Raw genomic sequence first — 25550 nt, forward strand, 5'->3', positions numbered from 1 at the left:
TGGTTTGTTTATTACTCGTATTGTCTCACTCGTGTGTCGTCATGCTGAATTTATTTCAGTCTCTGGTTTTTGTAGAACAAGAACAGATCCTGAAACGAGTTCAGGATGACGGAAAGTGGTTTGTTGATGATTCGCATTATCTCACTCCCATGTCGTCATGCTGAATTTATTTCAGTATCTGGTTTTTGTAGAACAAGAACAGATCCTGAAACGAGTTCAGGATGACGGTGTTGGTATCAGGGAGTCGGTAATCGTGTAGCCTTTTTGTCGTCATACTGAATTTATTTCAGTATCTACTCACTCCCATGCCGTCATACTGAATTTATTTCAGTATCTGGTTTTTGTAGAAAAAGGACAGATCCTGAAACGAGTTCAGGATGACGGAGAGTGGTTTGTTTATGGTTCGCATTTTCTCACTCTCATGCCGTCATGCTGAATTTATTTCAGTATCTCGTCTTTGTAGAACAAGAACAGATCCTGAAACGAGTTCAGGATGACGGAGAGTGGTTTGTTTATGGTTCGCATTTTCTCACTCTCATGCCGTCATGCTGAATTTATTTCAGTATCTGGTCTTTGTAGAGCAAGCACAGATCCTGAAACAAGTTCAGGATGACGGAAAGTGGTTTGTTCACGATTCGCATTTTCTCACTCCCATGCCGTCATGCTGAATTTATTTCAGTATCTGGTTTTTGTAGAGTAAGTACAGTTCCTGAAACGAGTTCAGGATGACGTTATTCGAGAAAGGTGAAATATTCGTTCAGGATAACAACGTATTTTCTAGACTCAAGAGTCTGTTGAGAATAATAGTCTTAGAGTTCAAAGTCACCAAAATCAAGATCTGTTGAGGGATCTGGTTTTGCTTTTGATTGGGGATCAAGTAACGAAGGTTGCTGTGTTTCTATCTGGGTTGGAATAACTTTGACTTTTGGTTTGGCGTTTTTACGTTTTTTGCGTTGCAAGCAGCGTTTAACTACTTTTTGTTTGTTATCAGATGTTAAGTTTATCCACGTTTGGCGTTCTTCACGCGTACGGTAGCAGCCAAGACAATTGCCTTTTTCATCAGACTGACACACACCCATACAAGGGCTGGGAACATCAAAAAACTCTAATTGCATAATAACCTTCGGCCAAACTTAAAAAGCCTATACATAATGTATAGGCTTGTATCATATTAGTCTAATTTATCAGTAGCAATATGATAGTCAGGGTCTTCAATCACGTTGATTTCAACTAGACTACCCGCTTTGGTCAATAACTTTGTACATTCACTGCTTAAATGTCTTAAATGCATCGTTTTGCCGCGCGACAAATAACGGTCAGCTAAGGTATCAATCGCTTCAATAGCAGAATGGTCAACAACGCGTGAATTTTTAAATTCTACGATAATGTCGCTACTTGCTTCATCCATATCAAACTGCTCTAAAAAGTTGGCAACCGAACCAAAAAACAACGGTCCTTTAACATCATAAACGGTTGAGCCATGCTCGTTAGTTGAACGATGCACAGTAACGTGTTTTGCATGCTCCCAAGCAAATACTAACGCTGAGACAATAACACCAACAACAACAGCAATAGCAAGATCTGAATAAACAGTCACACCTGAGACAAGAATTATCACAAAGGCATCAGCCTTCGGCACTTTGCCTAAAATGCGGAAACTCGACCATTCAAAGGTACCAATAACAACAATAAACATAACGCCGACTAAGGCCGCTAGAGGGATTTGTTCAATTAAACCTGAGGCAAATAAAATAAAGCCAAGTAATGCTAATGCCGCAGTAATACCTGATGCTCGACCTCGACCACCCGAGTTCACGTTGATCATTGATTGACCAATCATTGCACAACCACCCATACCGCCAAAGAAACCCGTAACAGTATTTGCTGCACCCTGTGCAATACATTCTTGGTTACCACGACCACGAGTACCGGTTAACTCATCAATAAGGGTTAACGTTAATAATGATTCAATTAAACCAATCGCTGCTAATACGATAGCGAATGGAAAGATGATTTTTAACATTTCTAAATCAAATGGTACGCTAGGTATGCTAAATGTTGGTAATCCGCCGGCTATAGAGGCAACATCACCCACTAACTTAGTATCTAGATTAAGGCCGAAAACTAAGAATGACACAGCAACTATCGCGACCAATGTCGACGGTACCGCTTTAGTTAACTTAGGGAAAAAATGAATAATTGCCATGGTTAAAAGAATTAACCCTGCCATGGTATAAAGAGGTGCCCCTTGCATCCATTCTAATTCACCCGCGTCATTAGTAAATTTGAATTGACCAAGCTGAGCTAAAAATATAACGATGGCTAAACCATTAACAAAGCCAAGCATAACGGGATGTGGTACTAAGCGGATAAACTTACCCAGTTTAAAGATACCAGCAAGAATTTGCAGTAAGCCAGTTAATACCACCGTAGCGAATAAATACTCAACACCATGAATAGCCACTAGACTCACCATGACAACAGCCATAGCGCCGGTTGCACCAGAAATCATGCCAGGGCGTCCACCGAAAACAGAGGTAATTAAACCCACCATAAAAGCAGCATATAAACCAACAAGAGGGTCAACACCAGCAACAAATGCAAAAGCAACAGCTTCGGGCACTAGCGCTAAGGCGACGGTAAGTCCTGAAAGAACATCGTTCTTCAGGTTAGAAACTTTACTGGCATGTAATTCGAACATTGCACTCTCATTTTATGGATAGTGGGGTGTAACCTGACGACGTCCTAATAATAGGAAAACTTAACAAGAAGCGTTAATTGACTTATTTGAGGGTATATCAAGGTAAAAGCGCGGGAATACTATAGATTTGCCGTGAAAAAGTCAATAACTAGCCACTTTTATGACTAGTTATTGTTCATATTTCAATGCTATTTATTAGTAGAACTATTAAAACGTTTGATTAGGTTTTGGCTTGAAGCTGACAGCATTGACATTTCGCCACCATTGATTGCTGATAAAATACTGTTGCCTAATTGTTTACCTAATTCAACACCCCATTGGTCAAAAGAATTTAACTGCCAAATAACACCTTGCACAAAAATTTTATGCTCATAAAGTGCAAGCAACGCCCCTAAATTTTCGGGTGTCATTTCTTCAAGTAATAACGTGTTACTAGGCGTATTACCTTTCATGGTTTTATGTGGCGCAAGTGTAGAAATTTCGTCAGGTGTTAAGCCAGCAGCGTCAAGTTCACCTTCAACTTCATTTAAGGTTTTACCGCGCATTAACGCTTCACTTTGCGCAAAACAATTAGCCACTAATACTTGATGATGCTCAGGCAAATTGCTCGCGCCTTTTAAACAGACAATAAAGTCGGTAGGAATAATATCATCGCTTTGATGCATTAATTGCATAAAAGCATGCTGACCATTTGTCCCCTCTTGACCAAAAACAGTGGGGGCGGTTTGCCACGCTAACTTCTCGCCAGTATTAGATACTGACTTACCATTACTTTCCATATCTGTTTGTTGTAGATAACCGGGTAAAGCCCGCAAAGAATGGTCGTACGGTAAAATAGCAAGGCTTGAATACTGCAAAGCATTACGATTCCAAATACCAAGCAGTGCCATTAACACCGGCATATTCTGCTCAAAGGGAGCATTTTGAAAATGCTGGTCCATTTGATAAGCGCCCTGCTTCAACATATTGAAATTTTCATTGCCAATAACTAGCGCCAGCGGTAAACCAACAGCAGACCAAAGAGAAAAACGGCCACCCACCCAATCCCACATTGGTAGAATGTTTTTTTCTAAAACACCAAACTCAGTCGCTTTAGCAATATTAGTACTAACCGCAAACCACTGCTTTTCAATAATGTCAGCATCAGAAGAATGCTTAATCATCCAGTTTTTAACCGCTAATGCGTTAAGTAAAGTTTCTTGGGTGGTAAAAGTTTTAGAAATAACAACGACCAAGGTGGTAGCAACATTCAGCTTAGCGAGTTTCTCTTCAACTGCAGCGCCATCAACATTGGCAATAACATGGGCACTCAAGCCGGTGGTATGAAAAGTACTTAATGCAGAAAGCGCCACTTTAATACCATAATAAGAGCCACCAATACCAATCGCGATAATGTCAGTGAACTTTTCACCAGAAGCTGAAAGTAACGTTCCTGAGCTAATATCATTAACAATGTCGGCCATGTGCTGCTCAGTGGCAATAACTTCGTCAGCTTGTGCACCTAATATTGCTTGTTTTGTTTCGTCAGGGGCACGAAGAACGGTATGAAGCACGGCACGCTTTTCAGTGTTATTAATAACCTCGCCACAGAACTGCGCGTTGATTTTTTCAGCTAAACTAGACTTTTCTGCTAATTCAAAAAGCTGATTAAGTTCTGTCGAGTTAATGTTTTGTTTAGAGAAGTCGAGGTATAGACCGGCATTACTAGTTGAGTATTGATCAACACGGCTTTGGTCAGTGGAGAACAATGAAACAATTGTCCGAGACTTAGCCGCTTTCGAAAGCGCTGATAAAGAAGATATATCCATATTTATACTTTTCTTATAATAAATTTAAAATAGGTGAAACTCGTCATGCTGATACCGTTATTCTGTGGGATAACAGTAATCCTGATACCATCACCGTCATCCTGAACTTGTTTCAGGATCTGTACTTACAACAACAAAGACCAGATACTGAAATAAATTCAGCATGACGACAGAAGTGCTAAACGATCACCGACTCTCTGATACCAACACCATCATCCTAAGAAATAAAAGTCATCCGGTGCGATAACCGTCATCCTGAACACTACTCCGTCATCCTGAACTTGTTTCAGGATCTGTACTTACAACAACAAAGACCAGATACTGAAATAAATTCAGCATGACGACAAGAGTACAAAGTTCAAAAGTCCAAAAGTTCAAAAGCACAAAAGTACAAAAGTACAAAAGTGCAAAAATAGTTGTTACTTCATCAAGTCGGTTAAATATGCTCTGAAATCATCAGCTAATTCTGGGTGGCGTAAACCGTATTCAACATTCGCTTTCATGTAGCCTAGTTTAGAACCACAGTCATGTGACTTACCCGTCATATGGAAAGCTTCAACCGTTTCTTTTTCCATTAACATCGCAATAGCGTCAGTTAATTGAATTTCATCACCAGCACCTGGAGGTGTTAGCTTTAATAAATCCCAAATTTTCTCAGAAAGGACATAGCGACCAACAACGGCTAAGTTTGATGGCGCGTCTTCCATCGCTGGTTTTTCAACAATAGCCGTCATAGTTTTTGACTCGCCGGGGGCAAGCTCAACACCACCACAATCAACCACACCATAACTACTTACTTGCTCCATTGGTACAGGTTCAACCATAATTTGGCTGTAACCACCCACTTCATCATAACGCGTTAACATCGCCGCTAAATTTTCGGTTTTCAAATCGGCCGTAGCATCATCTAAAATAACATCAGGAAGTACCACAACAAAAGGTTCGTTACCAATAATAGGACGAGCCTTCAATACAGCATGACCCAAGCCTTTCGCTTCACCTTGACGAACATGCAGTATGGTAACGTCTTTCGGGCAGATCGCTTGAATCTCTTCAAGCAACTGACGCTTTACGCGATTTTCTAAAGTCGTTTCAAGTTCAAAAGATTTATCAAAATGATTTTCAATGGCGTTTTTTGAAGAATGGGTAACTAGCACAATTTCTTTAATACCCGCCGCAACACATTCATTAACGATGTATTGGATCATCGGCTTGTCTACAATTGGCAGCATTTCTTTGGGAATTGCTTTAGTTGCTGGCAACATACGAGTACCAAGACCCGCTACTGGAATTACCGCTTTTGTTATTTTATTTGTCATTTTCGTCCCTAAATTTTTACGATAACTAATATTAAAGGGACTTTTAGCAATTGTCACGGTGAAATAAACATTTCCCCCCAACAAATAAAAAATGACATCAATTGATGTCATTTTTATCGTGAAAAAATTTTAGCCTGATATTATTTATTTTTTGTAGAACTCTCTATACCAGCTAATAAATTCAGCAACACCTTTGGCGACAGACACTTGTGATTTGTAACCTGCAGCGTCAAATAAGTCATCAACTTCTGCATAGGTTTGATAAACATCACCCGCTTGCATTTCACGAAAGTTTTTCGTAGCTTCAATGCCCAGTTCATCTTCAATGGCCTTAACAAAACCCATCAAATTAATAGGTGAACCATGGCCTATGTTATAAATAGCATACGGTGCAGAACTAGAAGCGGCAGAACCACTTTCCACTTTCCAAGTAGGATCACGCACTGGAACAACATCAGCAATGCGAACAATACCTTCAACAATATCGTCTACATGGGTAAAGTCACGCCACATATCACCATTATTGTTAATATCAATCGTATCGCCATCTAAAATTTTCTTAGTGAAAATATAGGGTGCCATATCAGGTCGTCCCCATGAACCGTAAACGGTGAAAAATCTTAGCCCCGTAGTTGGCACGTCATAAAGATGCGAATAACTATGCGCCATCAACTCATTAGATTTTTTGGTTGCTGCATAAAGCGATACTGGGTGGTCAACTGAGTCGCTCGTCGAAAATGGCGTTTTATTATTCAAACCATAAACCGAACTAGAAGAAGCATAGATCAAATGTTTAATACTATTGTTTCTACAACCTTCAAGAATGGTTAAGTGACCAATTAAATTAGAGTCAGCATAAGCCATAGGATTCTCGATTGAATACCTAACACCCGCCTGCGCGGCTAAGTGAACAACACGATCAAACTTTTCATCGGTAAATAATGTCGCTATCCCTTCACGTTCGGTGAGGTCTAACTTTATAAATCGAAAAACACCATTATCATTTGTGGTATTTTTAACAGTAAACTTATCTAATTCCGCTAAGCGAGCGAGTTTAAGGTTAACATCGTAATAATCATTTAAATTATCAATACCAACAACATCATGCCCTTTCGCGCACAATCGTTTTGTTAGGTGAAAACCTATAAATCCGGCTGCACCCGTAACTAAATACTTCATAACTTTCCCTTAATCCGAAGCAAACTAATCGTTACCAAAAAGGTCACGTGTGTAAACTTTGTCAGCAACAAAGTCTAATTCTGTACACATTCGATTAGAAACAATAACATCAGAAATTGCAGCAAACTCTTTTAAATCAGTAATAACTTTTGAGTGAAAGAATTCAGCTTCCGTTAATTCAGGTTCAAAAATAACAACTTCAATACCTTTCGCTTTTATGCGTTTCATAATACCTTGAATAGAAGACGACCTAAAATTATCAGAACCACTCTTCATAATAAGGCGATATACACCCACTACCTTCGGGTTACGCTTGATAATAGAGTCAGCAATAAAATCTTTTCGGGTGCTGTTAGAATCAACAATTGCGCTGATAATGCAGTTAGGTACATCTTTATAATTAGCACGTAGTTGCTTGGTATCTTTGGGTAAACAATAACCACCGTAACCAAAAGAAGGGTTATTATAATGGTTACCAATGCGTGGGTCTAAACTAACACCTTCAATGACTTGTTTAGAATCTAAGCCATGTGCTTCTGCGTAGCTGTCTAACTCGTTAAAATAGGCAACACGCATAGCAAGATAAGTATTTGAAAACAATTTAACAGCTTCAGCTTCTGTTGAATCCGTGAACAGAATATCAATATCTTCTTTTATAGCACCTTGAGCGAGTAAATTAGCAAAAACTTTTGCGCGTTCACTAGTTTCACCAACAATGATTCTTGACGGGTGCAAATTGTCATACAGCGCCTTACCTTCGCGAAGAAACTCAGGAGAGAATATTATATTTTGACAATTAAACTTTTCTCTTACGCTTTGTGTATAACCAACCGGCACAGTCGACTTTATAATCATAACTGCATTTGGGTTAATGGCTAAAACATCTTTAATAACAGCTTCAACTGATGAAGTATTGAAATAATTAGTTTCAACGTCATAATCTGTTGGTGTTGCTATGATTACAAAATCAGCATTTTTATATCCGAATTCTTTATCTAAAGTCGCGGTAAAGTTTAAGTCTTTATTTAATAAAAAATCTTCAATCTCAACATCAGAAATTGGCGATTTTTTGTCATTTAACAACTTTATTTTTTCTTCAATAATATCAACCGCAACCACTTCATTGTGTTGTGCTAATAACATAGCATTTGATAATCCTACGTAACCTGTTCCTGCAATAGCTATTTTCATAACATTTCCATTTTATTTTGAATACATACATCAACAGCAGCTAAATACTTATTGATCACTATTTTTTCATCAAATTCTTTTTGAATCTTTTCTCGGCTCTTTAGGCCCATTTCAAGTCGTTGTTCATGAGACATATCAATAATCAACGATAATTTTTCAGTCAAACTTTCACTTGAGCGGGGTTCACAAAGATAGCCATTAATTCCATCATCTACAGTTTCACGGCACCCAACACTGTCAGTTGTGACAATAGGCTTGCCCATGGATCCCGCTTCGAGTAACGATTTTGGCACGCCCTCACGATAATAAGAAGGCAACACCATACAATCGACTTTTGCTATTTCTTGTTCTACATTATCAGATACACCAAGGTAGTTAATGATCCCCTCCTCTACCCAGGAATTCATATCAACAGTAGATACGGCCGAAGGATTATTGACATCTAAAAAGCCTAATAAACATAATTCTACATTCGTGCCATATTTTTGTTTTAAGTTACGCGCCGCATCAACATATTGTTGAATGCCTTTGTCATATAACATACGTGCAATAAGCAAGAATCTAACTTTGTTATCATCCGGTGCAGGAGTGAGTGTGAAACGTGACAAATCAACACCTGAACCAGGTAACCTATCAGTTGGCACCATTGTGGTTATTTTGTTTTCTAAAAAAAGCTGGCGGTCCTCTTCATTCTGAAAAAATAATTTAGAGGCTTTAGATTGGCTAATCTTATACAAAAACTTTGCTATTTTAGAAGTAATACTTTCATTGATAAACAAAATACCTAATCCAGCAATATTATTAATAGCTTTAGTGTTATTAAAATGAGCAGCTAAGGTACTGTAAATATTATTTTTAGGTGTAAAGTTTAAAACAACATCAATATTTGTGGTTTTATAAATATGATAAAAATCGAAAAAGGTTTTGATATCACGGACAGGATTAGTGCCACCTTGATCGATTTTAATATCAATAAACTTACAACCTAATTCAGATAATTTAGCTGAATACTCATCTTCAGGTGCTATTGCGATAACTTGGTAGCCCTGTTGTAACAAAGCTGTTATTGTGTTTTTTCTAAAGTTATATAAATACCAACTGGTATTGGCACTGATAGCGATCGTCGTCATAAAAATTAAACCTTATAAAACTCTTTATACCATTGCACAAGTTTTCCAACGCCTTCTTTCACAGTTGTTTTCAGCGTATAACCTATACCGTCAAACAAATCTTGCGTATCTGCATATGTTTGATATACATCACATGGTTGCATGCCCCTGTAATTTTTAATAGTTGTAATATTCAACTCCTTTTCAATTATTTCGATAAAATTCATTAAATGACTTAAATTACTTAAATATAATATTTAGGTTATCTTTCATTGATTCTAAACTAAAAACGGCTCTTGCTTCAGAACTGTTTGGCTCCAAAATTGAAATATACTTATCAAAATTAAGTAAATAATTAACGATATCATCTACACTCAAGCTATCAATAACATAGCCATCAATTTTATTATTAATAATCTCATCAACACCTGCAACATTACTCGCAATTACAGGGACACCATATGCTTTAGCTTCTATCAGAACGGTAGGGAGTGCTTCACTAGATTCGATAAGTAATTGTTTATCATTTAAAACAAAAAACTCAGACTGTACTGATGGAAATATAAGTAGATCACTTTCAACAAGTAATGAAGGTATATTTGAACTCCATCCTATAAAATCGATTTGTCCCGATATACCTTCTTTAACTAGATACTCATCAAGATATTGTTTATATTCTAAACCAACGTCCCCAACACTCGCACCAACCACAGTTAAATGAAAATGTGACAACTGTCCTAACTTTTGAATTGCATATATTATTTTATGAAGCCCTTTATGAGGCACTATAGAACCAACAAATATGAGTTTGATTAATGGTTTTGAATTTTTATTTATGACCTTATCTTGTTTGCCTATATCTTCGAATCGAAAACCATTATATAAAATAGTCACCTTTTCATTAGAGTTTAATGAATTTAAAATAGCACGAGAAGGTACAACTATTGAGGATGCTAAAAAGCAAAATATTTTTTTGACTATATTGCTAACCCGCAATTCACCATGTAAATGCCAAATCAATTTAACCCGAAACAAACGGCATGCTAAACCACATAGGATTATACCTCTAGGGTCTATGGTATAAATATGACTAGGTTTATTGGTAATAATATAAAAACACACTTGGACATTGGTAACAATAATAGCGAATAACATTATAAAAGAAGATATGGCCTTTTTTATAATGCCATTATGATTTGCTGTTGCCCCTATACTAAGCACTTTTGATAGTAACCACTCCCCCCATAGGAAAGTATGATTGAACGCAGAATATTCTGATTTAACCATGCTATTCTTTGAACGAATCAACAACTCAACATTAGTTCCATTATTTGATAAAATGTTAACTATGTTAAGGGTAACTTTCTGAGCCCCTGCGATCATTCCAGCTGAACCATCAATTACTAATACTTTTTTCATATTTTTTTTATATCACCAATAACAGACGACAGCTTATTAAAGTAAAGTTTATTAGCTGGTATATTTTTAGTTACTATACTACCGGCACCAACTACTGATCCACTTCCTATCTCTACACCTTTTAATATCGTAACATTACTGCCAATCCAAACATTGTTTCCAATAACAATTGGTTTTGTTACATAACCACTATTTTTAAAAATTTCATGACTTCTAATATCATGATCATGATCATATAACTTAACATTCTCACCAAAAAGACAATTATGCCCTACAGTGATACTTTCTAAACAGTTGAAGGAAACGTTTGAGTTTACAAAACAAAAATCACCTATATGAAGTTTACCATTATTAATCACTACTCTAAGAGAATCTCTGCAGTAGAATTTTTTACCTAAAGATATGTTACCGTTATTATTCCTAACTAATGAAAATGGCCCTATATAACAGATGCCACCGCTAAAATGGAGGTTAGAAAAAAATCGAAACTTATAAGCACGTATTCCTCCAAACAACCGATCAATAATTCTTCCTAACAAACTAAACTCCTTAAAACTGATTATTAAAACTGATTATTAAAACTATCTAACACTTTTAACTTTGGCGGTAATCCCTCCTTTTTTCTTTAAAAAATATAGAAAAACACCCATAAATACTAATATAAATAATACCGTACCAAAGTAGGTTGCCCCATACCACTGAATCCGGAATTGCTGTACAAAAAACGCTATAAAAACCACCGAAAAATACGACTTCAATAAAAATAGTTTTTTGAATAAGTAACCATAAACATATCCAAAGACAACAACACCTGCTGGTCCGGCCATCATCATTCCCACAGAGTAGAATAACCCCCCTCCGACGTTATCAATATGTTTTCTAAGTGCCCAACTAAAGTTAAACTCTGATCCAGCCCCACCCAATGGGGAGAGAGGTATATATGAAGCTAGTAAATTAACAAAAGGCATAATATCAGCGGATTTAGTATAAAAATACCATACCGAAGACATGTAAACATGAACGACGTCTACTGCTGTACCAAAATTAGTTATAGCAAAAGAGACTGATAATAATAATTGCTCAAAAGTTATATCACCACCGGCACGAGATAACCCCCCATAAACCCCTACAAATAAAAATACAACGACAACTCCTACTAAGCGTGTTGTGGAGAATTGCGTCTGCTTTTTATTGATCATAAATAAAGCCGACAGAGCTAATATGAAGTCAACCCTTTCACCATTGGCAAGCATAAATAAAATTAAAATAAACATAACAATATTTATATAATCTATTTTAAAAGTATTCTTACGAGCTAGAGATGTTAAAGAAAATAATATTATAACTAAACTACCACCAGCTCCGAAACGGCCATCAGAAAGCCCCCATACACCTGGGTAAGCTATAAACAATGAAAGAATGAACATTAAAAGACAGAGTAAACGCAAGGGGAAGGGAAAAGGTATACGAACAAAATTGAACTCATTTTTGCGAATCGACCATATAGCTAATAAAAAAGCAATATAAGAGCCTAAAGCTGCATAAAACCCTATTCCAATATAGCCAGAATAAAAGTTCATCCCTACATTACTAATAATCCTGGTTGCAGGGATGCCTAAATACAAACCTGTCAGGACCCAAATAGGATAGGCGTAGATAAGAATAGATAATCTTAACAAAAAACTCTTAAAAAAGAGGATAGGAAGAAAAATGGCAAAGCCAATAATAAAAAATAGAACCTGTAAAAGCAAAACCTATGTCCTTATTAGTAAGCTATTTTATTTAGATAAACCACTATGGACATACTAACGCTTTACAACAAGTAAATATGCTTTCAATAAATACTTAGGAAAATAACTTAGACAACAAAATATAGTATAAGTAATACCAAATTTTTGCTTAGAATATTTACACCGTCCAATCAAGCGCTGAAATAGCATGTAATTTTTGGAAAAAAGAGCTTTTCTAGCACCAACATAATATTCGTGAATTAGAGCATATTCTAAATCTTTTTGGTGAGACAAGGGTAAGAAGCCCGATAATTCAGCGATTGCTATTTCATGTTTGTCTAGTAATTCAAGGATTTCAGATTCTGAGAATAGATTTGTTGTTGCACTCCAAGAGCCTTCACTTTGCTTTCGATAAGCCGATTCAAGACCTGCAATATATAACGCTCCATTAGGTGATGAACTTAAAACTTGCATGTAAAAATCACCTACAGGTGCATTAGCAAGCACCTGATTAAAACTCGCTAACAATTCTTTTTTGAACATTAATGACGCTGTTGGCATGTAAGCACCACCGCCACGAATTACAGTAGATAACGAACAAACTTTATTTAAATCACCCAATGATACGCCGACTTGAAAACTTCCATTCAGATAAATATTTTGTGATGAGTGAAAACTAATACATAGGGATTTATGTTCTTGCATTGCCAAATATTGGCACTGTAATTTATTTGTGCTGATCCAGTAATCGTCGCCTTCGCAGAGAGCAATATACTCAGCCTTTGTTTGCTCAAGTGCTATCAGTGTTGGTAATGTTGGTTTTTGAGAATATTTATTATCTACTTGTTGAATTAGCCGAACTATTGAAGGATAGTTTTCTGCATACTCTTTAATTATTTCTGTCGTTGTATCTGTTGAAGCATCATCATGGATTATTATTTCAAATTTATAATCACATTCTTGTTGTAGAAATGAGTTGATTGCCGTTTTGATGTATTGCTCTTGATTATATGTCATACATACAGCGGAAATATAAACTTTATCAATATATTTCCAGCTATTAATGATTTCTTGTTCAGATCTTAATTGCAACTTATCTATTACCTAATTTAAATTTTTTATTCAATACTAACTTATAACTGAAAAATGTAATGACCAATATTGTCATATAAAATCCAACAAGTTGAAGTAGCAGTGTTACTTTATTTTCAATAATATCTTCATCATATTCTTTTAGTAACGCATAAGCGACTATAGACACTAATAGGGACGGAAGTACTGCTTGAAACAACCAGTGTGAATATTTTATCGTTTTCATTTTCCCATGTATATATGGTACCCAAAATATAAAAGCTATCACTCGAAAAAACAACCATATAATAGCTACGGCGATTACCCCGTACTCGCTACCAAAAAACATGATTAATGGTAATGAACAGAGCAGTAGGGCCATGCTATACCTTACATGATATTTTAAGTCGCCTTTGGCAACTTGCTGATAATATTGAAAACCCGCCACAATTAAAAACGCATTACCGAGCGTGTAATAACTTAAAATATCCTTTCCCCAGTTTGCTGCTTCTGTACTTCCTGTGAATAAGTAAATAATATTTTGCGAAAAGCCTGCTAATACAATTGCACCCGGAACAATAAAAATACAAACGAATTTTGTGAATTTTATATATATCTGTCTAAATTCATCTAGTTTACCATCAGCGTATAACGCTGTTAACCTAGGAATTAACACTGTGCCTATAGGAAATCCTAATAGTAAAATACCGTTCGCTAACATAATACATACGGTAAAATACCCATATTCAGATAAGGTTAATAATTTTGACATTAACACTTTGTCAGCTTGTGCAATAACAACCGAAATAACAGCAGTAATCGCAACCGCTTTGGCAAAACGACCTAACTTTTTAACATTATAAAAACTAAAATGATCTGGTAACCAAAAATTAATCCCCAGTAACTTTCCTATTCGATATCGCATAACAAGTAGTTCAACCATTGCTATAATAAGGTGAAAACCGAAGTAAAGTTTTAAACTTGGGTAATAGATAACGAGAAGCAAACTGATGGGAAAGCGTAAAGTATTTATAATAATGCTTACGCTGTTTATCCATAAAAAGTCTTCAGAGCCCCTAAGTGCAGAGAGATAAAGCACCGATTGAAACCGTACAGCACAAACAATAAAAATAAGTAATACAATACTCGAAAGTAATTCAACAGGTAGGTCAGATTCAAACCACTCAATTGCAAACCAATTATTTGCAAATAATGCAACAATAAGAATAAGTAAGAGGAAACATAAAAAAATCAACTCAAAGGACTTGATTACGGATATAAGGTAAGTATTTTGATACTGTATTTTTTCTTTCGCTATTTCTCTTGATAAAGTAGGATTAAAACCAGAACCGAGCAAATTAATAATGACTTGAGCTACGGTAAAAAAACCTATGAGTCCAAAAGCATCACTGCCTAATGTAGAAAATAAAAAGGGCATCACCGCAAGGCCAATTATTGCCGCGTATCCTTGCGAGAGATACGAAGTAATGGTGTTTGTTTTTAAACTCGCCATTACCTAGTCTTTTAACTTTTCTGTAATAGCATAAGTCTCTTCATAGTGTATCCATGACTCTTTTTCTTCTTCTGATGGAATCCTTTCCCAATCACCATATCTAGTTGATAAAATTTGTTTACTCTCTTTTGGAATTTGAACATCTAAGTGTTCAAATTTAGCAGGGACTTTATCACTAATTTCTTTGAACGAATAAAACGTATTATAATCTGCCTTAGTAAAAACGGTATCCCCTTTCACTCGAGCAAGATTTATATCAAGAAAGTTAACTATAAATTTCCCAAACATACTTCGTCTAGAAATAGAACGGCCACGGATCTTAGAGCTTACTTTATGTATAAAAAGAACAATTTTCTTTAAACTTTCAGACTTAGGTAGGTGATATATAGGATATATATCAAGGCATAAACCTAATTCATTAACGTCAAAATCTTCATGATTAGCCTGCAGACAATCATCATTTATTTTTACTATTGTCGTTGGATCTGCAATTCTAACAACCCAATCAAAATAAGATTTATGGTATGAATCATAATATTTGGCCTTTTTTGATTTAAACACAGTTCTCAGTTTTTTGATATCCTTAGCATCAACGATGATATCAATATCATCGTCCCATGGAATAAAACCTTTATGCCTAACTGCCCCTAATAAGCTTCCATAAAAAATGGTATAGTCGATTTTGTTTGCTTCTAAGACATCAATAATAACTGTAGTTAGCTTAAGTAATCGTTCTTTTACATCTGAAGAATTTAGTAGCTCAAGATTTTTTTTATTCATATTAATCCATTCTTATTTAAACTAACATTCAACTAAGGAGATTTCCCTTAACAAGTCAAATTTTCATGTTAGCTAACTTATTTTAACGAGAGACTTTTTACTATACTAATAACATCATGTAGAGAATTTTCAATTCAGTCTCATTCGTTATGATCTATGTTTGCTAAAGCACTCTTAATATATGTGGTAGAGACGTCTTTTGTGCGAGGTAAATACACGACTTCACAACTATCGGCGAGATCATCAAACCCCCTTTCCAATCATCTCCCATGGCAAAACGTTGGCCAGATATTTATTGATATCATCTCTTTTTGTTCCTAATTATACTCAGGGAAGACCTTCGATACATACTTACAACTTCTGAGGGTCTCGACTCTTTCCTCGTATGAGAAAAAGGACTCTACACCTTTTAAAATATTGAATTCATGTGATAAAACACCAACAATGAATTTATCTCCAAGCAGAGATAGAAGCTTTAACAACCGAATATGGCCAACATGAAACAGATCAAATGTTCCATAAGTTAGGACTACTTTCATTTGTGTCCTACTTCAAATACCATAGTTATAAAAGAGCTTCTACACAATCCACTGAAAATGATGGGATCCCTTTAGATATAACATCTTCTCTTTCTCTAAAAGAGTCATCAATAAAAATAGCATCGGTGTGAGTCATTATTGCAGATTTTGGTGATTTATCAGTGATATGAAAAATTTCATCAAATAAACCAGTCAATCGATATTTTTTCAGTGATACCGATAAATTATATTCATGACGAGTAACTAAATAAATTGAACAATTGTTATTAATTGCCTTATATAAAAAAGCGACTAGCTCTTCATTTACCTTATCATCAATTATCAAGCAATCATCAAAATCAACATACACATGCTTATATTCTATATTTAATTTATATTTATTAGATAAAGCTCTTTCTTGCTTAACTTGAAAAGTATTGATAGCTAACTCAACCGATGTAGCATTATGAACATATAGTGATAGCTCCGCAAAGTTAACACCTCTAACCCTATTAGTTGACATAGAGCCCGCTATTCTGGTTGCAGCTTCCATTAAAACGAGTTCACCCGCATTATTTTCTTTAACTTGAAAGAACCACATACCTTTAAAGGATAATTTTTTACTGATATTTTTAGCAAAATTTAAAAATAGCCCATCAACATCCTTAATGGTGGAAGTACTTACAGAAATGCCATTTAAAACCCTACTTCTGATTCTAGGTCCTGCATATAATAATTCACCCTTGTGATCTGTAAAACAATCAACCGTGTATTCATTACCAGGTAAGTACTCCGTAATAATATTTTCTTGAAAGTCTGCATGAGAAAGCTCTGAAATTTCTTTAATTATACGAGCTCCTTTACTTCCTTGACCTACGTCTGGTTTTAGGAACAATGGAAAATTCACATTTTCAACATCTTTAATACTGTTATAAATATAAGGTGTTGCTACAACATTATTTAAACAATCATATGTTAATTTTTTTGAACGACAAATACGATTAGTTTCAGCACTAGATGTAATAACCTTTACATTTTCCCCAAAGCACTCCGCGTTTTCAGACAATAGCAAAGCTGCAGAATCATGTGCAGGAAAAACATGAGTCACCGAATGCTTGGAGATAAATGATTTTAAGTAATCTAAAAATTCAGGTTCATCAATGAAAGGGGCATCTGAATAAAATTCTTTATACACAGTAGAGGAGTAATCGATAAGAGAGTTTAATCCAATTAACTCTATGTTCTTAACACCTTTTAACGATCTAGCAATTTCAAGTCCAATTTCTGTTCCACAAGGAACAACTAATACTTTCATATTTCCCCCACCACTTTTTTAACTACTTTAACAACTGCATCAACATCAGAAATTGTCATATAAAAATGCAATGGTAAACAAAGTACACTTTCAACTATCTGCCTGCTATTTTCAACACCATAATCTTTCGATTTGTTAAAAATACTTTCTAAAGATGGAGAGAAATAACTACGACTTTGTATATTGTGTATTTTGAGTTCATTGACCAGTAACTCTTTTATGTCTTTATTCTTTAAAGAAATGGCCATATAAGCACCATTAAAACTTGAAGAGTCAAACCATAATGGCATGTCTACGTAATGCTTTAATTCGTCACGATAATACTCAAAAAGTGTAGCTCTATGCTCAACTATATTATCTATTTCGTCCAAAAGGCTTAAACCAACTGCACATTGATACTCATTTAATTTTGCATTAATTCCTGCTTCTGTGATATTGCCATTATCATCTATACCAAAATTAATTAAGCGTTTAGCTCGTTCAAAATCAGCTTTACGTTTAAAGACGATAGCTCCACCTTCAACGGTATGAAACACTTTAGTCGCGTGAAAGCTTAGCGTACTAGCATCACCAAAACTAAGCACGGATTTACCGTCAACATTGACAGCAAAAGCATGAGAAGCATCATAAATTATATTTATATTATATTTTTTTCCAATATCATCAAAACGATTAATATCACAAGGGTTACCATAAACATGGGTTGCTACAATCGTGTCGACATTCGAATCATTATCTAATACTTTCTGTACTTGTTTAGGACATAGGTTATAAGATTTTTTATCAATGTCACTAAAGGAAGTTTCTATACCCTGCCAAATTAATGAACTGGCGGTAGCAACAAAACTAAAAGGGGTTGTTAAAGCACTTTTGACGTTAAGGGCTTTATATGCAACCTGCAATGCCAATGTGCCATTAGAAACTAGCAATAAATTTTCAACCCCTAAGTAAGCCTCTAATCTTTGAGTTAGTTGCTGATGTAGGGGACCAAAATTAGTATACCATCCGCTATCATTAACTTGTTCTAAGTATTTAGTTAGCTTTTCTAAATTTGGTTTAATCGGCTGATTTAATTTAATTGTCATTTTACTAAGCTCATTAAATACTTACCATAACTATTTTTCATCATTGGTTTAGCCAGTTCTGTTAACTCTTCTCCTGACAACCAATTATTATTAAAAGCAATTTCTTCTAAACAAGCGATTTTAAAACCTTGCCTGTGCTCAATCGTTTGAACAAACTGCCCGGCTTCTAGCAGCGATTCATGAGTCCCTGTATCTAACCAAGCAAAGCCACGGCCCAATATTTCTACACTTAATTCTTTTCTTTCAAGGTAAGCATTATTTATACACGTGATTTCTAATTCCCCTCGCTCAGAAGGTCTGATAGATTTTGCAATTTCAATTACATTATTGTCATAAAAATAAAGGCCAGTGACGGCATAATTTGACTTGGGCTTATTTGGTTTTTCTTCAATTGAAAGTACAGTCATATTATCGTCAAAATCGACTACTCCAAAACGTTCAGGATCTTTTACTTGATATCCAAATACTGTAGCGCCTAATTGCTTTTGTGCTGCATTAAGTAACTTAGGAGAAAATCCTTGTCCATAGAAAATGTTATCTCCCAATACTAGGCAAACATTATCATCACCAATGAATTTTTCACCAATAATAAAAGCTTGTGCTAAACCATCTGGGCTTGGCTGTATTTCGTAGCTAATATTAATACCAAACTGAGATCCATCTTTTAATAAACGTTGATATCCACCAATATCATCAGGAGTTGATATAATTAATATATCCCTGATTCCCGCAAGCATTAATACTGATATAGGATAAAAAATCATTGGCTTATCATAAATAGGTAATAACTGCTTTGATACACCTTGAGTAATTGGATATAGGCGTGTACCTGACCCTCCAGCTAAAACTATTCCTTTCATTTTATCTATGCTCCTAAGCGCTCTCGTTGATAAGAGCCGTCTTGAACTCGTTTACACCATTTAGCATTAGCTAAGTACCATTCAACCGTTTTTCTTAAACCAGTTTCAAATGTTTCTTTTGGTGTCCAGTTTAATTCCTTTTCTATTTTACTTGCATCAATGGCATAACGAATGTCATGACCTGGACGATCTTTAACAAAAGAAATTAGTTCTTTATAGTCACTTTTCTGTGGCACCAGTTCATTTAATATGTCACAAATAGTTTCAACGACTTCAATATTTTTCTTTTCGTTATGACCACCTATATTATAGGTTTCACCAACAATACCTTCAGTAACCACTTTAACTAATGCTCGCGCATGATCTTCAACGTAAAGCCAATCGCGAATTTGATCACCTTTACCGTAAATAGGTAAAGGCTTCCCTTCTAAGGCATTTAAAATGACTAATGGAATTAGCTTTTCTGGGAAGTGGTAAGGGCCGTAATTGTTTGAACAGTTGGTAATAATCGTAGGCAGACCATAAGTACGGAGCCACGCCCGAACTAAGTGATCACTTGAGGCTTTAGAAGCAGAATATGGTGAGCTTGGATCATATGATGTTTCTTCAGTGAATAAATCATCTGTTCCGCCTAAATCACCATAAACTTCATCAGTTGAGATGTGGTGAAAGCGGAAATTAGATTTGCAATCATCATCTAATCCTAACCAATACTGTCGTGTTGCTTCTAATAAGGTGTAAGTACCTACAATATTGGTTTCAATAAATGCAGCAGGACCATCAATAGAACGATCGACATGAGATTCTGCAGCTAAATGCATAACTGCATCGGGCTGATGTTCAGAAAAAACTCTATCAAGTTCAGCTCTATTACAAATATCAACTTGTTCAAAGACGTATCTCGCAGAGTCAGATATGTCTGACAATGATTCTAAATTACCCGCATAGGTTAGTTTATCTAAATTGATCACACTATCATTGGTATTATTAATGATGTTTCGAATAACGGCTGAGCCAATAAAACCAGCACCACCTGTAATTAAAATCTTAAACATAAATCTCTACTTATAAATTAATGATGTTGATTATTTTCAACATCAAAACTCAGTTATTTTAACACCCTGAGACAAGACGGTCATCATTGAGACACATATTGATGGTCTCAATCAACATCAACCTATTAAAAAAGCCCTTATCAATAAGGGCTTAATTATTAAAACCTTCTTTCATACCAATAGGTTTGCCTATTTAACTTTTTCAAATTTTGTTATTTTTCGAATAACGAATACATAACATGCAAAGACAAAAATAAACCCTGTCAGCATAATTACATCTGGTGTAACAAAATATTCACCCGCTAAACCAATTATCGACATTACTACTGCAAATATAGAGATAATAAGCAAAGTTTGACGAGAGCTATAACCAACACGTTGAAGTATATGATGAAGGTGGTCTCTGTCTGGCTTGAAAGGTGATTTACCATTTTTATAACGTCGTACCACTATTGCTAACATATCCATTAATGGTACGGCGCAAATCCACAGTGCGGTTACAGGCCTAAATGAGGCGTTTTCATTTTGAGTCCCCATAGTAAGCAACCAAATAACACTCAAGCCAATGAACATGCTTCCTGCGTCACCCATGAATATTTTTCTTGCTTTGGACGCTAAACCTAAATTAAAAATTAAATAGGGAATAGTCGCCGTAGCAAGTATTAACGGGTAACTCACATAATCGTTTTGACCACTCATAATAAATAATATAGCTATAGACGTAAAAGTATTAATACTTAAACTGCCAATTAAACCATCAATACCGTCAACCATATTAAAAGCATTGATAACAACAATAATACCGACATAGGTAAATATAATACCTACAGGGCCTAGTGTTACATCACCTAAACCAAACAAATTACCTAAGTTTGAAATATAACCACCTACACCATAAATCATCAGACTTGCGACAATAAGCTGGCCAATAATTCTAATACGTACTTTCAAGTCAAATTTGTCGTCTACCGCACCAATGAAAACCATCATTGCTGAGGCAATGAGGTACATACGAAGTTCTAAAGTATTAGGGAGCCATAAAAGACTAGCCATAAGTACCGCTATAAAGATTGAAATTCCGCCAATAAGCGGAATATGTCCGGCATGCAGTTTTCGTTCGCTTGGTTTGTCAACTAAGCCAACTTCTATTGCTACCGGTTTAAAAAACTTAATTGCGATAAAGGCAAAGCAAAAAGCGGTAAGTGCAGAGATAAATACTTCCATCATAATTTCATATTAGCTTACGCTAAATTTTCGTCCTTTGGTTTAGTCGATTTATTATTCTTAGTAAAGTGTCTGATTAATACGATAAGTACCGACAATATACCACCCAGCATTGTACCTAGTACTACAATTAATGCACGCTTAGGACCAGATTTTTTTTCTGGTACTTGAGCAGGGTCAATCGTTTTTAAAACATATTCTGCTGAAACCTTAGTTAGCATCATATTTTTTGTTTGCTCTTCAATCAATTGATAAAAAACAGTTTCCATGGCACTTACTTCTGTGTTCTCAAGTTGTTTCGTTAAATAATCAATAGAAGATTGAGCTTCTTTTTCATCTTTTTCACGCATAAAGTCATTAACGTCTTCAACTAACCAAATTAGCCATTGTTTTGCTACTTCAGGTGAATAGAATGCAACATCTATTGTTACTAGCGAAGTTGCTTTATCTTGTGTAATGGAAAGTAATTTTAAAAGTTCTTGATAGGCTTCCCAAGAAGACGGTTCAGACTTTTTGGGGTATGAGGCTTCTCTTAACCATTTTTTATTTTTACTATCATAAAGCTCTTTATTAATAACGAGAGAGTCTGTTGCTCTATCCCAATTTTCACTGGCCATTAATGGCACTAACAATTCATGTTTAATAATAAAAGTTTCAAGAAAAGCACGTGACTTTATAATTTCAAGAGCTAAAGCTGTTTTATCAGTGCCACCGCCACCTAAGCTAATTCCCGCAAGACTGGCTAAACCACCGAACTGCCCTGCAAGAGCCCCCATTCCACCGGCAGAATCTGATGAGGCTGGTGATAATAAAACCGACGCTTTATAAACATCAGGTTTTGATAAGGCAAAAACTACAGATGAAACAGCAAATATAAATGAAATAACGATAATAAGGAGTTTACCAGACCATATAGCACGCCATAATTCTACTAAGTCAATTTCATCGTCTGAGTTATTTTTTTCGGCAAGTTGTTGAGACATTTGCTGAGAAAGCAAAAGCGCTTCTGGAGAAAATGGTGTAGTAGATTGCTGAGTACTATTATGACTCGATTGATTCTGATTTGGCACTTGCAGATTTTCCATTCTTAACTATTTGAATAACAATAGGACACTTTCCTATTAAAGGTTGCGAATTATACGGTATTAAATGTTGTTAAGCCACTGTTTTGCTGATCTTCAATGATGGTTTGCTATTGTTCTTGGCTACGTGTAATTCTCATGGTTATCTCCAAAATTAAGTTTGGGGATAAGATATCGGAGATCGATAATTAGAGACAGATGTCGTTAGCTATACGCTCAGGTTTTAATTATCAATAAGCAAAAAAAACGGCTATACAGCCGTTTTTTTTATATGTGTATACTAATTTATCTCACACCCAGTAACTCAAATTTTCACTGGGTTTTATTAATAATGGCAAACATATTAACGCGCTTGATAATACGCCTCTTTTAAGCGATTCGAATTTTCATAAATATATTCACTGCCTAAACGGTCATGATTATAAAAGGCACTATCAAGGTTATAAAACTGCTTAGTGTTATCGCCAGTACCTGGTGTTAGTCTATTATGGTTTTCCCCAACGAGTGTACTCACTGAATAATTCCACTTAGGCTTGCCTCTTACTTGAAAGTATTTATTATTGTAATCTTTACGTGGTGTTAACGGTATTGAAAAGCCAAGACCAATAAATTGATTAGCTTCTTCACCATCAATTTTTGTGTTTTTATAGGTTAAATTTAACGACACATCACCAAACATTCTCTCTACTTTAAAAATTAAACCTTTATCGCGTTGCCAGTACTTCCCTACCTGTAGTTCAGCAGTCGCATTAAGATGAGCGTTATAATATTTATACGTACCAATAAGAACCTCTCTTGGTTCAGGTTCTTTTGGCGATCGACAACGCAAAGCTAAAATATTACACCCCGCGTAAGCCCTGCCTGTTGGTACTAATTGGTTTTCATATCTTGCAGTGAACAGGTTTACTTTATGAACACCACCAACACTTTGCCAACGAGCTTCGTTCGCTACATAGTTATAAGTATCACGATAGCGACCAAAAAAAGTCATGTTTTTTACCGAATACGGTAATGAAAAGGTCTGATGAAAGCTATATTCTTTTAGTCCTGTTGTTTGCTTATCATCAGCGAAATATTGACCATCTTCAAAGTTCTTGGTTTCAGCAAGCTGTGCAACATGTGCAGCGGTTAAAGCAGCACCAGGCCATAAGGGTAATTCAACGTGGCTAATTAAGGCTACAGAAGCATCAAAGGCGCCAAGCTCTGTTCCCACTCTAGAGGCTATTCCGGGCCAAAAGGTAAAGCGTGGTTTTAGCCAAAAATCATTGCTATTATCAGCATCTTCCGAGGTCAACCGCTCAGTGGCAAAAGTATCCGTTGATATATCAATTTTTAAAGGCTTATCATCTCTTAAAAAGGCATCATATTCAGCGATACTGCCTTTTACGACTAAGGTTGAAATCTCTCGCTCTTTCAGCACTAAAGTAAAGTGCGAATAATTATGATGTATATTTTTGCTAATAATCCCTAGAATAACGCCAAGCCCATCTATTTTGTTACGGTTATAAATGTGATCTTCAAGTTCTACATAGACCGTATTTACATCAGCTTCAGCAACCCTAATTGATTCAAAACCTTCTTTAACCAATAATTTCCTTAACCGTAATCGCTCAAGTGCACCTGAGCGATAAGCATCATCTAACTCAACATCATTTATAGCTAATGCTACATATTCGCTTGTTCGTTCTAATTGACTATCATCTTTACCATGGTTTACCGGGTTACTTTTTGGGTGCGATGAATGAGTACCTGCGTCATAATCAAGCGGTATAGTTAACCCTATACCATAATAAACATCATCTTTTAATGCCTCGTTACTACTAGAGATAAGTAGTTCAGTCGTTAATTTAATACCGCTGCTCAGCCACTTTTTAGGTGAAGATAAATGCATACCTAATTGAGTATCGGCTGCATCATATTCTGCTGAAAGCTTTACCCATTGATAAGGCTGCCATTCAACACCCGCAAAAACACCATCAAGGCGCCCTTGGTTTGAATCGCTTTGTCCAATACCCAGTGAAATATTAACGTCTTCTAGAATGTTTTTTGTCGCCACAGCATACTTAGCATCAAAATAATTCGCCGCGCCACCCAGATCTTGAATACCTACCGCCAAACTAAACCAGTCCTTTGGGATAAAAGGGATACCTATTTTAATGTTGGCTGATAGATCAGTTAAACCGTCCTTTCCACCAAAATCATAGTCAGCTAATCGTGCTGAAACTTCAATATACTTCCATAAACCTACACCAAAGTTATAATTATCACCGTTTCTATAACCATCCCTTGTTTCAACTTGGTTACTGTATTTCAGGTAAAGCGTACCTTCATCAAACAATGTTGCTGTAGGGGTATTTATTAGTCCGCTATACCCTTGAAAAGACATACTTGCCTCAGGTTCAGCGGCAGTAATAAAACAAGGCAGTAAAGCCAATACAAACAAAATACGGTGCTTCATTTTAATAAATCCTAACAAGGTTAATTCTAACTATTGATAATAAGAGTATGTAGAGCAAATAGTGCCAAGTGCTGTGTCACTTGGCTCGACAAAAATCATAGGCTTTGTGGTGCTATAACTAGAATAAACCATT

Annotated in this window: 21 protein-coding genes and 1 pseudogene; all 22 read right to left on the reverse strand. The window is 35.7% G+C overall.

Features of this window, described 5'->3' with window-relative positions; translation table 11 throughout:
- Positions 1 to 809 precede the first annotated feature (809 nt).
- Entirely contained in the window at positions 810 to 1115 is a 306-nt protein-coding gene (locus H4J69_RS15510) for a DUF1289 domain-containing protein (protein ID WP_182217334.1), read from the reverse strand.
- Between the two features lie 56 nt (positions 1116 to 1171).
- Positions 1172 to 2701: a SulP family inorganic anion transporter gene (locus tag H4J69_RS15515; RefSeq protein WP_182217332.1), complete on the reverse strand. Its 1530-nt coding sequence runs from the start codon at positions 2699 to 2701 to the stop codon at positions 1172 to 1174.
- A 188-nt stretch (positions 2702 to 2889) separates the two neighbouring features.
- Positions 2890 to 4509, reverse strand: coding sequence for a glucose-6-phosphate isomerase (gene pgi, locus H4J69_RS15520; RefSeq protein ID WP_182245112.1), 1620 nt, complete (start codon positions 4507 to 4509; stop codon positions 2890 to 2892).
- A 419-nt stretch (positions 4510 to 4928) separates the two neighbouring features.
- Positions 4929 to 5828, reverse strand: a complete 900-nt coding sequence (galU, locus tag H4J69_RS15525) for a UTP--glucose-1-phosphate uridylyltransferase GalU (protein ID WP_182221000.1) — start codon at positions 5826 to 5828, stop codon at positions 4929 to 4931.
- 144 nt (positions 5829 to 5972) lie between these two features.
- Positions 5973 to 7007, reverse strand: coding sequence for an NAD-dependent epimerase/dehydratase family protein (locus H4J69_RS15530; protein ID WP_182245111.1), 1035 nt, complete (start codon positions 7005 to 7007; stop codon positions 5973 to 5975).
- A 24-nt stretch (positions 7008 to 7031) separates the two neighbouring features.
- On the reverse strand, positions 7032 to 8198 hold the full coding sequence (locus tag H4J69_RS15535) for a nucleotide sugar dehydrogenase (protein WP_182245110.1): 1167 nt from the start codon (positions 8196 to 8198) through the stop codon (positions 7032 to 7034).
- On the reverse strand, positions 8195 to 9328 hold the full coding sequence (locus tag H4J69_RS15540) for a glycosyltransferase family 4 protein (RefSeq protein ID WP_182245109.1): 1134 nt from the start codon (positions 9326 to 9328) through the stop codon (positions 8195 to 8197). The genes H4J69_RS15535 and H4J69_RS15540 overlap by 4 nt, the downstream gene beginning before the upstream one ends.
- Before the next feature lie 5 nt (positions 9329 to 9333).
- On the reverse strand, positions 9334 to 9534 hold the full coding sequence (locus H4J69_RS15545; RefSeq protein ID WP_182245108.1) for a hypothetical protein: 201 nt from the start codon (positions 9532 to 9534) through the stop codon (positions 9334 to 9336).
- Between the two features lie 13 nt (positions 9535 to 9547).
- Positions 9548 to 10726: a glycosyltransferase gene (locus H4J69_RS15550; protein WP_182245107.1), complete on the reverse strand. Its 1179-nt coding sequence runs from the start codon at positions 10724 to 10726 to the stop codon at positions 9548 to 9550.
- Between the two features lie 59 nt (positions 10727 to 10785).
- Positions 10786 to 10890 (reverse strand): annotated as a pseudogene (locus H4J69_RS20510) (DapH/DapD/GlmU-related protein); the annotation flags it as partial.
- A gap of 417 nt (positions 10891 to 11307) precedes the next feature.
- Positions 11308 to 12477 (reverse strand): hypothetical protein, encoded by a 1170-nt coding sequence (locus H4J69_RS15560; protein WP_182244981.1) that lies wholly within the window; start codon positions 12475 to 12477, stop codon positions 11308 to 11310.
- 54 nt (positions 12478 to 12531) lie between these two features.
- Positions 12532 to 13548 (reverse strand): glycosyltransferase family 2 protein, encoded by a 1017-nt coding sequence (locus H4J69_RS15565; RefSeq protein ID WP_182244982.1) that lies wholly within the window; start codon positions 13546 to 13548, stop codon positions 12532 to 12534.
- Between the two features lies 1 nt (position 13549).
- Positions 13550 to 15040, reverse strand: coding sequence for a lipopolysaccharide biosynthesis protein (locus H4J69_RS15570; RefSeq protein WP_182244983.1), 1491 nt, complete (start codon positions 15038 to 15040; stop codon positions 13550 to 13552).
- 3 nt (positions 15041 to 15043) lie between these two features.
- On the reverse strand, positions 15044 to 15820 hold the full coding sequence (locus H4J69_RS15575) for a LicD family protein (RefSeq protein ID WP_182244984.1): 777 nt from the start codon (positions 15818 to 15820) through the stop codon (positions 15044 to 15046).
- 317 nt (positions 15821 to 16137) lie between these two features.
- The gene (locus H4J69_RS20215; RefSeq protein WP_259367764.1) at positions 16138 to 16359 is read right to left on the reverse strand and encodes an adenylyltransferase/cytidyltransferase family protein; all 222 of its coding nucleotides are present in this window, start codon (positions 16357 to 16359) and stop codon (positions 16138 to 16140) included.
- A 25-nt stretch (positions 16360 to 16384) separates the two neighbouring features.
- The gene (locus H4J69_RS15585) at positions 16385 to 17653 is read right to left on the reverse strand and encodes an ATP-grasp domain-containing protein (protein ID WP_182230939.1); all 1269 of its coding nucleotides are present in this window, start codon (positions 17651 to 17653) and stop codon (positions 16385 to 16387) included.
- Positions 17650 to 18738 carry a DegT/DnrJ/EryC1/StrS family aminotransferase gene (locus H4J69_RS15590; protein WP_182244985.1) on the reverse strand — a complete coding sequence of 363 codons (1089 nt, stop codon included), beginning with the start codon at positions 18736 to 18738 and terminating at the stop codon, positions 17650 to 17652. The genes H4J69_RS15585 and H4J69_RS15590 overlap by 4 nt, the downstream gene beginning before the upstream one ends.
- A complete protein-coding gene (gene rfbA / locus H4J69_RS15595; RefSeq protein ID WP_182244986.1) occupies positions 18735 to 19598 on the reverse strand; it encodes a glucose-1-phosphate thymidylyltransferase RfbA in 864 nt (287 codons plus the stop codon). Before rfbA ends, H4J69_RS15590 begins: the two co-directional genes overlap by 4 nt.
- Positions 19599 to 19603: 5 nt before the next feature.
- Positions 19604 to 20653: a dTDP-glucose 4,6-dehydratase gene (gene rfbB / locus H4J69_RS15600; RefSeq protein ID WP_182244987.1), complete on the reverse strand. Its 1050-nt coding sequence runs from the start codon at positions 20651 to 20653 to the stop codon at positions 19604 to 19606.
- A gap of 189 nt (positions 20654 to 20842) precedes the next feature.
- Positions 20843 to 21877 carry a UDP-N-acetylglucosamine--undecaprenyl-phosphate N-acetylglucosaminephosphotransferase gene (gene wecA, locus H4J69_RS15605; RefSeq protein ID WP_182244999.1) on the reverse strand — a complete coding sequence of 345 codons (1035 nt, stop codon included), beginning with the start codon at positions 21875 to 21877 and terminating at the stop codon, positions 20843 to 20845.
- Between the two features lie 17 nt (positions 21878 to 21894).
- Entirely contained in the window at positions 21895 to 22962 is a 1068-nt protein-coding gene (locus H4J69_RS15610; RefSeq protein WP_259367765.1) for a Wzz/FepE/Etk N-terminal domain-containing protein, read from the reverse strand.
- 340 nt (positions 22963 to 23302) lie between these two features.
- The gene (locus tag H4J69_RS15615; protein ID WP_182244988.1) at positions 23303 to 25417 is read right to left on the reverse strand and encodes a YjbH domain-containing protein; all 2115 of its coding nucleotides are present in this window, start codon (positions 25415 to 25417) and stop codon (positions 23303 to 23305) included.
- Positions 25418 to 25550: the final 133 nt, after the last annotated feature.

Source organism: Colwellia sp. BRX10-9 (assembly GCF_014077405.1).
Classification (GTDB): domain Bacteria; phylum Pseudomonadota; class Gammaproteobacteria; order Enterobacterales; family Alteromonadaceae; genus Colwellia_A.